We start from the raw sequence: 13,082 nt of genomic DNA, 5'->3' as shown, positions 1-13,082 counted from the left end.
GTCCGGAATTGCGCGAGAACAAACGATAGAGCCATTCAGCGATTTCCTGAACCGCTGAACGGCTCTTTTTGTCTGGTTGCTGCCATCGAAACCCAAGCCCGTGGATGGCTTTGGCTCCTTCCTTCTTCCTTTATCCGCGGAGTTAAATGGCTGCTGAACAACGTCTTCTGACCTGGTTCAGCTTGGTTTTGCCAGAGTGGCGCATCGGCTGACGAAAGCCGGATCAGGAGAGGCAATCATGAATAGCAAGCTCGCCAACACTCTAGGAATCGCCACCATCGCTGTCTTGCTTGGCGTTTCGGCGCAGGCAAATTCTGCCATGGCTGGCGGCTCGATCGCATTTTACCTTTCGCCTCGGACGACGCAGGATGCCGAGGTGGTGGACTTCGGTTTGCGGGCCTATTCGCTCTACAACGGGCTGCGTGGGGGCGCTCACATTCGTCAGCTCGGCCGAAACAATCTTGCCGGCATCGGGCAGAACGGACGAGACAATCTCGGTATCGTGCGCCAGGAAGGCAATGGCCATTCCGCGACCCTGCGGCAGAATGGCAATGACAACTCCTATGGCATCTTCCAGTTTGGAAGGAATACCGACACGCAAGTCGTGCAGAACGGCGACGGGCAAAGCGGAGCAGCACTGCTGTTTGGTTGGTAGAATCTCGCCGATGAACTGCTCTTGTCCCGAACCCCGAGACACGACGTCTCACAAGGGCTTTCCAAGCGCTTCCAAAACCCTGCTAGGCCGACATCAATTTCTATTCTGGCGCCGTGGCGCTTTATTCTGCGTCACGCTGTGTTTCGGTAGAGAACGCCGGTCTTTCAGGAGATGCAAAAATAGATTCCGTTTCCCCCCGCGCTGGACGAGATCAATGTCACTGACAAGCTTCGCGCCACCCGCGCGTCGCTCCAGGGTGATCTTGCGGCTATGGAAGGCTTCCAGCTCGGCGCGATGCGCCACGCTTATGATGGTGATCTTCGGCAATTCATGGATCACCATCTCCATCATCTTGTCCTGGCTCTTCTCATCGAGTGCTGAGGTTGCTTCATCGAGCACGATGATATCGGGATCATGCAGCAGGAGACGCGCAAATGCGAGCCGCTGCTTTTCACCGCCCGACAATGTCTGGTCCCATGGGGCATCTTCCTCGATCTTGTCGTTCAGATAATCGAGCGCCACCTTGTCGAGGGCCGCCTTGATTTCATCCAGCGTCCAGCTGTCAGCGGCCCGGGGATAGGCGACTGCCCGGCGAAGTGTCCCGGAAGGAATGTAAGGCCGTTGCGGCAACATGAACAATCGTCTGTCGGTGTGGAAATTGACGCTGCCGCCACCCCACGGCCAAAGACCTGCGATGGCCCGCACCAGCGTGCTCTTTCCCGTGCCGGATTCTCCGGCGACGAGCACCCGCTCTCCGGGTTCGATCACGACCTGGGTTTCCTTGACCACGGCGGTGCCATCATCCAACGACACGGAGAGATCGTTCAGGCTGAGCATGGCATCGCCTTCGGCGTCACCATGCTTGATGCGGCCCAGCGTGTCGCTCTTTTCCGCGCGCTCAAGCCCGTCGAGCGACATCATCAGCGAAGCAACGCGCCGCGCGCAAGCGTTCCAATCGGCGAGCCGGGGGTAATTGTCGACCAGCCATCCGAATGCGCTTTGAACGATGGCGAAGGCAGAAGCTGCCTGCATGACCTGTCCGAGCGTCATGCTGCCTTCGAGAAATTTAGGCGCGCAAAGCAAAATCGGCACAACGGGTGCAAACAGGCTCGATCCCTGCGACACAAGCGTCGTGCGCATATGTTGGTGCGCAAGGAGCGCCCATTGCCTGAGCACGTTGGCGAACGTCTTGTCGAGGTCGTTCCGCTCCTCCTCTTCGCCGCCGAGCAATGCGATGCTCTCGCCGTTTTCGCGCACATGCGTCAGCGTGTAGCGAAATTCGGCTTCCGCCTGATTTTTGATTTCGGAGACATGAACGAAATGGCGGCCGATGACCGCCATCGAGCTGGAGGTGATCGCGGCATAGAGCACCGCGGTGATGACGAGGAAGCCGGGAATGGTGATTGTCGAACCGGCAATCTCCAGGGTCAGGGCGCCGCCGATCGTCCAGAGCACCACGATGAAGGTCGAGGCCGACAGAAAGGCGGAAATGACACCAGCGATGAAATCTACCGGCGCTTCCGTGGCAATCCGCAAATCCTCCGCGATGCGCGCCTCCGGGTTCTTATGGTCGCCACCGATGAGGTTCAACTGATAGTAACGGCCGTTTGCCAGCCAGCGCGCGATGAGCGCAGTGGTAAGCCAGGAACGCCAGCGGCGCTGAATTGCCATGCGCAACGAGACTTGGACAACGACAAGAGCCACACTCCCGAGCACGAGGGGCAGGAATATAGCACTTAGAAAATATACGATATGGGCATTGCGTTGCTCAATGGCGTCAAAAATAGCGCGATTCCAGATGTTGATCCCATACTGGAAGCAGACATTGGTGCCGATCAAGATCAATAGGCCGATTGAACACGGCCATGCCGGTCCATCGCCGCCGTGGCCCCAATAACCGCGCGCGCTGATCCAGAAGCGCCTCAGCAAATACCGTTTGCGCGCCTGCTCTGCTTCTTCGGGTGTCAACTCCGGATCGGATTCAACGAAACTTGGCGGGGGCTCGACCTCGACAGTCGATGCCTTGCGTTGGCGCGACCTCTTGGCACCATGCGGTTTGGTGCCATCGACCGATTTCTGTTTGGATTTAGCGTCGGTCATAAGCACGAGAACGGCTAAAAAATCAAAAAGTTTCATGATGCCAGTGTTGGACATGGCGTCGGAGGGTTCGCCCGCAGGCTGTCACGCAAAATGATGACGCGGCTGTTCGGCAGCCTTGAGGAACTGTCCATCGCAAATGGCGTTTCAGTATCAGGAGGAATTCATCATGTGCCCGCAAAAGCCAATGACTGCAGCGGTCTGCCCGCCCGGATTTGGGTTGCCAAACCCCATACAATATTACCCCCAGCAATTGCCTCCCCTTGCCGCTTCAGAAAGCGAGAAAGAGGCGTATGAACAGGGAATCAAAGCCGGAAAGCGTGAGGCGGAAAACACAGAGAACCCCTATCCCGCCGGCAGCGAACAGGCCAAAGCCTATGAGCATGGCTACCTAGATGGTCAGAAAATCCGATTCGCAGATTTACTTTAGCGATGGACGATTTAGGGGGCTGCACCTAAGGTGAGCAAGCAACGGGCATGGCGGCACATCTCTGCCGACATTGCCCGCCGTTCGAGGCTTGATCGTCGCCCGAATTGGGCAGCCATCCGGGAATTCGAATCCGCCAAAGTAGTGCTGGGCGCTCACAGACACGCTTTGCGGCCTCAAAACTATTTTTATCGGTACCTGTCGCGTGTCGCCGTGCTATCAATCATCTTAATCAGGGATTTTACTGGCTTTTCAAATAGCAATTGGAAACCTTTTAACACAGTGCAAAGTCGACTTTGAATACTCTGCTGGAAGGTTGTGAATTTCACTAAAAGCTGCGAACATAAAAGCGGTTTCTCTTCTGACGGTTTCTTGATGGACAAAAGGCCGGATGCGCTCGATGTGGACGTTGGATCACGCATTCGACTGCGCCGGGAAGAATTGTCAATTGCGCAGGGCGTATTGGCCGAAAAGCTTTGCATAAGCCCGCAGCAGCTTGAGACATACGAATGCGGCACCGAAACAATCGGTGCTGGTCGCCTTCTGCGCATTTCTGAAATCCTCGGTGTTCCGGTCATGTTTTTCTTCAGAAGCACGTCTGACGACCTTCCTTCCACGGAGCGACTAGCTGATTTTCAATTTACTAGACATCATGAGGCCGCTTTGCAGACAGCTTTATCAGCGCTTGAAGACAAGCGGTTGCGGGCTAGGGTCCTCGCTTTTGTGCATTCAACCGAACCTGACAACGAGCGCTGATCTGGCAAGATGACATTTCATTTAACGACACTCGGCAGTTGCGCTCTTTATGATGAGAAGGGTGATCGCATGAATGTGCCAAAACAGGCGCTGCTCATGCTTGCCTATCTCTATGATTGTCGGCGATCGATGCCACGGAAGGATCTCGCGGCTTTTCTCTGGCCCGGTAATCTTCAGGCCGCCGGCGCCAATTTGAGGTCGACGCTTTTGCGTTTGGCGACTGCGACGTCCAAATCATCCAGGCCGCTGATCAGCGGTACCGTGACGAGCCTCGCATTGAACTTCGATGCAGTGCGGTGCGATCTGGATACTGCCGAAAATACGTCCGGCCTTGCCAGGCTCAGCGCGCTCGCCGACGCCGTTGCCAAGAATTTTCTGCCCGCTTACGGCAGCGGCGCCGGATCCCTGGCTGTCTGGGTGCGCGATGTCCGGGCACGGCTCGCAGGGGAGCTGCGGGCGGAATTCTTCAAAACAATAAGCCAACCCTCCTGGTCCCAAAATCGCGGCGAACTGAAGCGTGCGGCCGTGCTTCTGCTGGACTGGGACCAGACCGATGAAGAGGTCAGGGTGGCGCTCGGCGAGAAAATCACGTCTTACAGTCAGTTGATTGGCGGAACGAAAGATCCGAATTCAAGCCATCCGGCTCAAGATATGATTCCGGCTGCCGCCGAGAACCTAGTGCCGCGTATCGCGCTGCTTCCGCCTGAGACGCTGGAGGATTCGGAGCGAGCCGGATCTGTCGCCAATGCCGTTATCGAAGACTTGACGATCAGTCTTTGCATTGACCGAAGCGTCTCCGTCGTCGCTCCCTATACCGCCGAACAGATCCGCTCCTCAAACGACAAGGCTGGACTCCTCAAGCAACATAATGTGGTCTATGCGCTTGATACGAAGAGGACCGGCGACAGCCTTTTCGCGCAGCTGATTTTCATGCCGCGGGATGAAATCGTCTGGGCAACGCGCGTCCAGCTGGATAGCGCGGCCATAACGGAACATCGCAACGCGATCGCCACGGCCATCCAGAATTCCATCATCGAGCGTGTTGGCGCCTTCCACCACATAGTTTCCGACTTCAGCTGCAAGCCTGAGGCCTATTTTGCCTATCTCGAGGGCGTGCAATGCCTGTCCCGCTTGGGCCTTCAGAATGTCCGCCGCGCGCGCAAGCATTTCAAGCAGGCGCTCGAACACGAGCGGGGTTTTGCGGCGGCACTTGCAGGCATTGCAAGAACATTGACGATGGAATGGGTTCTGACGGCTCGCGGCGATGGCGATCTCTTGCATCAAGCGGAGAAAATGGCGGCGGACGCAATCCGTGATGACAGCCAGTTCGCCGGAGGCTTCAAGGAAATCGGCGTTGCCCGGCTCTATCGAGGGAATATCGACGGCAGCCTCGAGGCCTTGTCGAATGCCGAGGACCTCAGCCCGCATTATGCGGATGTGATTTGCAGCCACGCCGACAGTCTCACCCATGGCGCCAATCCGAAAGCGGCATTGGCGAAGGTTGCAACCGCGCTTGATCTCAATCCGCTTGCCCCGGACTATTATTATTGGACTGCGGCAGGAGCCAGCTATTTCCTTGGGGAATATGCAGAAGCATTGGCATATCTGGACAGGATGAGAGATCCGGGGCCAGCAAGCAGGCTCGCGGCGGCAAGCTGGGCAATGCAGGGGGATCTTGCCAAGGCGAAGATCTATCGACTGCGCGCTTTGCGCGACAACCCGAATTTCGATCTTGAGGCATGGCTGTCCATGATTCCAAACAAGGAAAAGTGGCAGACAGAGCATTACAGGGAGGGCCTGTTGAAGGCCGGCTTTTAAAAGGAAGAAATTATGGCAGGTGCAGTTCTGATTGGGATTAAAGGCGAAAAAGGGCTCTGGCTGGTTGACCTCGAAAAAGGGACTGCCGTTCGATACACGCGGCGGCTGTCGGGTGATCTGGCGAAGGCTGAATCCTGGCGGGCCAAAGGGGTCAGAGTGGAGAAAGATGTCGACTTCGCCGTGGCGTTAAGGTCGGCAAGCTCCGCAGCCTCAGGCCTTTATGAGGGTTAGGCGCTTATTGATCGGTGTCAAACAGCTTTAGAGCGTGCCCTCCTGAAGAAACGCTTTCGAGGGTCTGGCCCTATCTGGGCCGGCTTGGCATAACCCGTGTCGGCCGCCAGACCGACCTCGATCGAATAGGCATTCCCGTTTGGTGTGCCTATGCTCCGAATTCAAGGGCGATCGTTATTGCTCAGGGCAAAGGTCTTGACGATATCTCCGCGAAGACATCCGCGGTGATGGAAGCGGTCGAGCGATCGGTCGCGACCCAGCCCTACTGTTCAACGTTGACGGCAAGTCAAGATGAGCTTGCCGCAAGCGACCATCCGATGGATTGCCTGGATGACCTGCTGGCGATGGGCGCGCAACCGGTAGAGACCACTGAACGGATCAGATGGTCTCAAGCCCGCGATCTGGCGAAGAACGCCTCCATATTCGTCCCTTTCGAGGCCATTCATCTTGACCGAACGCATGTCAGTCCACGCTTTTGGGTCTCATCGGACGGACTGGCCTCGGGGAACAATTGGCACGAGGCCGTCCTGCACGGGCTGCTGGAGCGGATAGAGCGGGATGCTTGTGCCCTCTGGAATGTTGGCGAGCCGGCGTATCGGTATGCACGCCGGATAGATCCGCACAGCATCGAAGACGATGTTATTCGCGAGATGCTGGAGAAGATTTTCTCGGCGGACTTCGATCTCGCCCTTTTCGATGTGACGAGTGATCTAGCCGTTGCCTCCGTCGTCGCGTTGCTGCGGCCGAAAGGGGATGACGGCGCGCTCAGATATGTCGACTTGACCATGGGGGCAGGCGCATCCTTGTCTCCCGATGTGGCCGCTGCCCGGGCGATTTCCGAGGCCGTGCAATCTCGGATGACGTTCATCGCCGGTGCCAGGGACGATCTTGTGCCGGAACTGTTTTCACACCGCGCCGACCCCGCCCACCTGCGGTCGTTTCGGGTTCGATGCACGACGAACCTGAACGATCTGCCGACGATACCGGCCGGGTCTGCGCAAGGCGCGCTCGCCCATCTTGTCAAAACGCTGTCGGGATGCGGTATCGACCAGCTTTATGCAATCGAGCTCGCACCAGAATGGCTGCCGGCATCGGTCGTGAAGGTTTTCGCGCCGCAGCTCGAGCATCCGGATGGGGATCGCCGAATTCGTTTCGGCAGCCGCGCACTGTCAAAGGGGTTTCCGTGAAAGTGATCTTCGTAGGCCCGAGCCTGCCCGATGCCAAGGTGCATGCTGACAGCACGATGGTCATACGACCGCCGGCATGCCAGGGCGACGTTGTGAGAGCCCTTGAGGATGGTGCGGCCGCTATCGGCCTTATCGACGGGCAGTTCGAGTTCGTCGCGCCGGTCTGGCACAAGGAGTTGCTCTTCGCCCTATCGCGAGGTGTTCCGGTGTTTGGGGCAGCCAGCATGGGAGCGCTTCGCGCGGTGGAGTGCCAGGCTTACGGCATGGTCGGTGTTGGCCGGATTTTCGAAGACTATGCTTCCGGGCGCCGTGAGGAGGATGCGGACGTTGCTCTCCTCCATGGCCCAGCGGAATTGGGCTATCCCGCCTTGTCGGTGCCATTGGTCAATGTCGATGCGACAATCGAGACCGCAATTGACCAAGCTATTATCGGCAGACAAGAGGCTCTGCAGCTCTCCCAGGCTGCCCAAAGTGTATTTTTCAAGGATCGGACCTGGAAGCGCGTTGCCGAAGCCGCCGATATGGACACAGAACAGGTAAGGGCACTTGCCGCAAAAGCGTGGACCGACCAGAAACGTCAGGATGCGATCGAGCTTATGCGCGCGCTTGCCGAAGCGCCGTTGCAGGCACACACGGGGGATTGGTCTTTCAACGCGACACCGCTGTGGCGCGAGCTCTTCCCACAATTTTACCGCATGTAGTTTCTTGTAGATACAGTCTTTGCGTGTGCAACGCTTTTGCAACGCCCCTCGTCAATCGAAATATGCCAATCTCGCTCCATCAGATCATTTTGGCGGGGCTTTGACAGTGAGTGATTTTGGGGAACAGGAACGTCCGGGCGAGATCTTGGCGCTTGTAAAAATGATGCAGTATGCCAGCGGGGTCGCGAGTGATCTCAATGCGCCGCAGGCCGTGTTCCTTATAAAGGCAGCGCAAGCCTCCCTTCTTTCGATTTTAGAGGCCGAGTTCCCGATGCTCGCCAGCGCGCATCTGAACGGGCTTGTCGGCGATACGCATGGTCATTGCTAGACAACAAAGAGATAGAGCGGTTCGGGGACTCCGTGAAAAACGGAATTGCTCCAGCAAGCTCTCGTCTTTCCAATGTCTTTGATTGATACCGCGCTGACACACGAAAACGTCAAGAGAGCCGGCTTGCTTAGAAGAATACTGACCAGGGTGGGATGGCCCGCGAGAAAAATAAGCTCTGCCGACCTGGGGGGCATCGCTGCGGATTTCAAGGAACCTCAGGGGAATATGAGGGTCGCGTTTATGATGTTTGGAGCAATTATTGTTGCATGGCTCGCGATTGCCTGCGGTATCTGCCGTTCGTTGAACTGGCTCTGATTTTGGCTGTGAACAGGCATCGTGAAATGACCCCGATCATGCCTGCAAAGACAATCATCTATCGGGCCTGTCGGCGCAGAAACCCAACTGCTTCACACCGCCGAGTGCGCTGGCCCATTCCGTAAATTCTGGGGGCACGCTCAACGGCGGAGAAAACTTAGGAGAACTCAGCCGGCATTTAGCAGTCTCTGCTCATGCCAAGCTTACGTGAGGTTGCCAGCAGTCTCGCGGTGGAGAGGATCATGGAAAGCTTGAAACGTCTCGCACAAGGCGATTTGTCGCAAAGCGAGCTTGAAGTCATAAAGCGAGTATTTGACTTGGTGACGCGGCAGAGCTGGTTCGACGACACTCAATACAGCCGCGAGGGTTTTGCCGCCGCGCTGGTCAGCTTGTTTCGATGCGGAATGATTAACCCGACGCAGCTGGAACGGATCGCTATGTTTTGGGCATTGAGCGATTTTTCCCAGAGCATGTCGAATGCCCAACGGACCAAACTGAGGTCACTCTACGGCCGATGCGAGGCAGAGCGGCAAGTTTGTATTAGTTAGATCTGAATTTCGACGCTTGTTTTGCAAGCTGTAGGTAGAGATCGACAACCGTTCGGCGATGCGGCGTCTTTTTACAGCAATTACAGCATTGCTGTAATTGCTGGATTTCCTCCTCACGAGAGATCATATTTGCGGTCACCCAACACGATCGCGGAGAACATCCCTTGGCACGTCAAATCAGTTCTTATACGACGAGCGATCTGTCGCGCAAATCCGGCGACATCATCGCCGAGGCGCTTCGTCATCCCGTCACGATCACACAGCGCAATAAGCCTCGGCTCGTGCTGCTCAACATCAAGGATTATGAACGCCTCATGCGCCAGTCCGATGCCCGGGCAGTCGGCACGATCGAGACCATGTCCGACGCTTTGCTTGCCGAATTCGAGTCCGCCGTCGAAGCTTATGCGGATAGCGACGAGGCGAGCCGGTGAGCGGTTACAACGCATGACTTGCTGTAGCGAGTTCCTAAATCCCTGACCCGTCGAGCTGCTGGGCGTCATCACCTTCCCAGGGTGAGGGCATCGAGGTGCGGTTGAGATTGGCCGAGGGCATCGGCATCCAGCACTTCAATTCCGGCTCGGCATATTCGACGATGCGGCCGGGCGAGGAATCAGAGGCGCGCCAGCCTTCCGCACCGAACTGATCGCCGTTCGACCAATATGCGAGGTCAACTTCTGCCGGCCCCTGTTCGGACGAGCGGATCGTGACAAGAATCCGACTGCCGTCTTTCGGCGCGCTTGCCATATGGCGCCAGCGGTCTGGCTCGTCCATCGCTTTTCCTCCTGCCTTGCCGTGGGTTGCAAGTGTCGCCTCGCCATCAAAGATGGTCAACTCAAACTTTGCGCAACCAGGGACCTCAATCGATTGCTTTGATTGCTTCGCTTTCGAATGGAGAGCCTTGTGTCCCTCTGGCGATGGAAGGAGATGGCTCGGTTGTCTGGGCGTCCGCGCGTTGGAACTCTTATCATCACCCGCGCGCGACAGATCGGTTAGGTTCGACGCTCGCATGTTCCCATGACTGATCCTTGCGAAACAGTCTTCGTGAGATTTCATCTGCTGGGACTGGCTTGCCGACCATATATCCTTGAAGCTGATCGCAGCCGGCGGCGCGTAGTATCGCTGCTTGATTGGCGGTTTCGATACCTTCCGCAGTCACCGGAATCCCGAGCGCCGTTGCAAGGGAGATTGTTGCACGAAGAACGTCAACGCCATTTCCCCCGTCTTCCACGCTGGATACCAGCGAGCGGTCAATCTTCATGCGGTCGAACCCAAATTGCCGCAATGCGCCGATGCTGGCATAACCACATCCGAAGTCGTCAAGCGCAAAGCGGATGCCGATGCTCTTGAGCTGATTGATCGAGCGCCGCGCCTGATCCGGATTGGTAATGAGGACACTCTCCGTGATCTCCAAGGTGAGACGGGCCGGGTCGAAAGCAAAGTCCTGCAGGACAGCGATCACCTGGGTACCGAAATCCGGATTACATAGCTGAATTGGCGATACGTTGACCGAAAGCGTCAGGCCGCTCCAGTTTTTGGCGCAAGCGATGGAGGTTCGGAGCATATGGATGCCAAGGGCATCGATCAGGCCGGATTTTTCCGCAAGCGGGATGAATATTTCGGGGCTGACGCTTCCAGCCGGACTACGCCAGCGCGCGAGAGCTTCGAGACCGGTGGTCATGCCTGTTGCCGCCGAGACCAAAGGCTGGAAGACGGGTTCGATTGCGCCGCTGTCGATGGCCTGCCTCAACATGCCTTCCATTTCGGCGATCCGCTGACGATCCTGATCGAGCCCGAGATTGTATTCGACCGCATGACCCTTGCCGTTTTCCTTGGCGCGATAAAGTGCCATGTCGGCTCTGCGCAGAAGCTCAAGGGATGCTACGTTTCCCGCACGGATCGCCGCTCCGATACTGGCGTCCGCCTCGATTGTCCGCCCATCGATCTTGAAGGGTTCCGCAAACAGCGCGAGGATGGCTTTTTCCACCTCGCCGCACGTTGCATGCCCAACCTGCACCAGCGCGAATTCATCGCCACCAAGCCTTGCGGCGGCGAGAATTTCGGGATGGCAGGTCGGTAGCGCCTGCGCGATCATGCGGATCAAATCGTCCCCGACGGCATGCCCCCAGGCATCGTTGACCGCTTTGAAGCCATCGAGATCGATCAGATAGAGCGACAGCGGCGCTGCGACCGATGCGTTCATGCTATCCAGCGCGTTAAGAAGCCCGTGTCTGTTAAGCAAGCCGCTCAGACTATCATGGCTGGCTTCGAAGTGGGCAGTTTGCGCGAGCTGACGCAGGCGCCGGGCTTCAGACGTGCCGGCCAAAAGAACGCCGCCGAGGAAAAGGACAAGAATGATGAGTGCCATCACGATGTAAGGAGAAACCTTGGACAGCGCCGCAGTTCCCGGCGCCTTGCCGGGCCAAACGAGATAAGCGATCGCCGCGCCATTGATATCCTTGATCGCCCAGTTGAGGAGGCCTTGTTCGGGCGCGAACGCAAGGCGCAATCCTTCGAGCTCGTGTTCGTCCGATAGCGTGTCCAGGACGTCAGACGTCAGGTCCTTGGTGAAGCTCAGCACGCTTAGCTTCGGAAGCACGGCGCCGGGCGTGTACGGTTGGATGGCCTGTGATGCCACGAGCGTAATGCCGTTTTCCGTCTTCACGAAATTGACGATCGGATCCTGGCCCGGGCCGGCGGCGATTTCGATTTGACGGTCGAACGCGTGGCCGAAAAGATCTCCGGGCTGGATCGGCTTGCCTTTGATATAGGCGGAAAGCGACGCGCCGTCCGGGCCGATTACGATCGCGCCATCATACAGCGGATAGTTCGCGCTGACCTTACCCCAGTTTGCATAAGCCCAGTCAGCAGCAGTCTCGGCGCCGATGGCCTTGTAGGCATCGTCCCATACGGCGTTATCTCTGATGGTCGCGCTCAGACGCGACACCAACGCTGAAATGCCGGCTTCGGCCGCGCGGCCGGCCCGGGCATCATCGATATCATTCATCGAGCGCGTCATGGTGGCAACAACATGCGCCACCAGGCTTGTCAGCAAGAGGGCAACGGCAAGAAAGCAGGCAGTTACCGCAAATACGGAAGAGGTCTGAGCGCGCACATGCCCAGCCGCGAGATGGAGCGACATGAGAGGTCCGAGATGTGAATGTGAAAGACCATGTCGGAGGGGACTGCAGGAGACATCATGTCCGCAAGGCGCTGCATCACATGAATTATCACGTGATCGTGTAAGCGCGATTAAGGGGCGTGGTTAAAAACCTCCTGCCGTCCCCGCCGACATGGTCTTTCCCAATTTGCAGCCAAGACCTCACCTCTTCCCGGGCGCAACAGGTCTACCGAGTCCGGGAACTCGGTAGAATGTTCAACATCGTCAGAGCTTCGGGGTCAGCATCTCGAAGCGATCGCGAATGGTAGAGCAGGTATCGCCTCCGAGCCTGGCGATTGCGTCAATCCCGGCCGGATCGATATGCAGCCTCTCATCCACAATGCCTTCGGCATAATGCGCGAACAAGATTTCACCCAGGATGATCTGCCGGGATTTTCCCAGTTCCAGCGTCACGTGCCGCCGGCACTCGAAGGCGGCCGGAGCCTCCAGAATGTAAGGGGAGGCAACTTTGCTGCCTGGCATCGCTGTCAGGCCCGCTTCCTTCAATTCGTCCACCCCCCGCGGAAATTTCGCGCCGCAGACATGCATCGCCTCGGCGATTGCAACGGAGACGATGTTGACGGTGAAGACCTCGGTCATGCGGATGTTGTGACCGGTGTCTTTGAACGACATGTCGGGATTGTTTTCGACGCCGATCGCAAGAATTGGCGGGTCGGCCGACAGGCAGTTGAAGAAGCTGAAGGGCGCGGCGTTGAACCGGCCCTCTTCGTCGACCGTCGTCACGAGCGCGATCGGACGCGGGATGATCGAGCCGATCATCAGCTTGTACCGCTCGCGCGCGGACAGCATGGTGAAGTCGAAGCTTGTGCGGGCCGCGTCGTCCGGCGCCCGTGCATTCATA

14 protein-coding genes are annotated in these 13,082 nt (G+C 57.4%); 10 read left to right on the top strand and 4 right to left on the bottom strand.

The features are described 5' to 3' along the window. The first annotated feature begins 238 nt into the window (after nucleotides 1-238). Nucleotides 239-655: a curlin gene (locus ACPYOP_RS01785; RefSeq protein ID WP_481408674.1), complete on the top strand. Its 417-nt coding sequence runs from the start codon at nucleotides 239-241 to the stop codon at nucleotides 653-655. A gap of 93 nt (nucleotides 656-748) precedes the next feature. Here the strand turns inward: ACPYOP_RS01785 and ACPYOP_RS01780 are convergent, their stop codons facing one another. After that, the gene (locus ACPYOP_RS01780; protein ID WP_481408673.1) at nucleotides 749-2,755 is read right to left on the bottom strand and encodes an ABC transporter ATP-binding protein/permease; all 2,007 of its coding nucleotides are present in this window, start codon (nucleotides 2,753-2,755) and stop codon (nucleotides 749-751) included. A 136-nt stretch (nucleotides 2,756-2,891) separates the two neighbouring features. Here ACPYOP_RS01780 and ACPYOP_RS01775 point away from each other — a divergent pair, with 136 nt between their 5' ends. The 9 genes from ACPYOP_RS01775 (at nucleotide 2,892) to ACPYOP_RS01735 (ending at nucleotide 9,494) form a co-directional block, all read left to right on the top strand. After that, nucleotides 2,892-3,182 (top strand): hypothetical protein, encoded by a 291-nt coding sequence (locus ACPYOP_RS01775; RefSeq protein ID WP_481408672.1) that lies wholly within the window; start codon nucleotides 2,892-2,894, stop codon nucleotides 3,180-3,182. Between the two features lie 315 nt (nucleotides 3,183-3,497). After that, nucleotides 3,498-3,935, top strand: a complete 438-nt coding sequence (locus tag ACPYOP_RS01770; protein WP_481408671.1) for a helix-turn-helix domain-containing protein — start codon at nucleotides 3,498-3,500, stop codon at nucleotides 3,933-3,935. Nucleotides 3,936-4,004: 69 nt separating this feature from the next. Then, a complete protein-coding gene (locus ACPYOP_RS01765) occupies nucleotides 4,005-5,753 on the top strand; it encodes a hypothetical protein (protein WP_481408670.1) in 1,749 nt (582 codons plus the stop codon). A 12-nt stretch (nucleotides 5,754-5,765) separates the two neighbouring features. Further along, complete coding sequence (locus ACPYOP_RS01760; protein ID WP_149635211.1) at nucleotides 5,766-5,984, top strand: hypothetical protein; 219 nt, start codon at nucleotides 5,766-5,768, stop codon at nucleotides 5,982-5,984. 14 nt (nucleotides 5,985-5,998) lie between these two features. Continuing rightward, nucleotides 5,999-7,171, top strand: a complete 1,173-nt coding sequence (locus ACPYOP_RS01755; RefSeq protein ID WP_481408669.1) for a YcaO-like family protein — start codon at nucleotides 5,999-6,001, stop codon at nucleotides 7,169-7,171. Then, a complete protein-coding gene (locus ACPYOP_RS01750) occupies nucleotides 7,168-7,872 on the top strand; it encodes a TfuA-like protein (protein ID WP_481408668.1) in 705 nt (234 codons plus the stop codon). The genes ACPYOP_RS01755 and ACPYOP_RS01750 overlap by 4 nt, the downstream gene beginning before the upstream one ends. 19 nt (nucleotides 7,873-7,891) lie before the next feature. Then, a complete protein-coding gene (locus ACPYOP_RS01745; protein WP_481408667.1) occupies nucleotides 7,892-8,200 on the top strand; it encodes a hypothetical protein in 309 nt (102 codons plus the stop codon). A gap of 557 nt (nucleotides 8,201-8,757) precedes the next feature. Next, on the top strand, nucleotides 8,758-9,063 hold the full coding sequence (locus ACPYOP_RS01740; RefSeq protein ID WP_481408666.1) for a hypothetical protein: 306 nt from the start codon (nucleotides 8,758-8,760) through the stop codon (nucleotides 9,061-9,063). A gap of 164 nt (nucleotides 9,064-9,227) precedes the next feature. Beyond that, on the top strand, nucleotides 9,228-9,494 hold the full coding sequence (locus ACPYOP_RS01735) for a type II toxin-antitoxin system prevent-host-death family antitoxin (RefSeq protein WP_481408665.1): 267 nt from the start codon (nucleotides 9,228-9,230) through the stop codon (nucleotides 9,492-9,494). Between the two features lie 34 nt (nucleotides 9,495-9,528). Here the strand turns inward: ACPYOP_RS01735 and ACPYOP_RS01730 are convergent, their stop codons facing one another. From ACPYOP_RS01730 to ACPYOP_RS01720, 3 genes are all read right to left on the bottom strand, one after another. Further along, entirely contained in the window at nucleotides 9,529-9,834 is a 306-nt protein-coding gene (locus tag ACPYOP_RS01730) for a hypothetical protein (RefSeq protein WP_481408664.1), read from the bottom strand. A gap of 196 nt (nucleotides 9,835-10,030) precedes the next feature. Then, the gene (locus tag ACPYOP_RS01725) at nucleotides 10,031-12,202 is read right to left on the bottom strand and encodes a bifunctional diguanylate cyclase/phosphodiesterase (protein ID WP_481408663.1); all 2,172 of its coding nucleotides are present in this window, start codon (nucleotides 12,200-12,202) and stop codon (nucleotides 10,031-10,033) included. A 243-nt stretch (nucleotides 12,203-12,445) separates the two neighbouring features. Further along, entirely contained in the window at nucleotides 12,446-13,081 is a 636-nt protein-coding gene (locus tag ACPYOP_RS01720; RefSeq protein WP_481408856.1) for a flavin reductase family protein, read from the bottom strand. Nucleotide 13,082 lies beyond the last annotated feature (1 nt).

Source organism: Rhizobium sp. KNZ2-6A, assembly GCF_056755475.1.
Note: the sequence above shows the minus strand (reverse complement) of the source record. Positions and strands in the feature narration are given on the sequence as shown.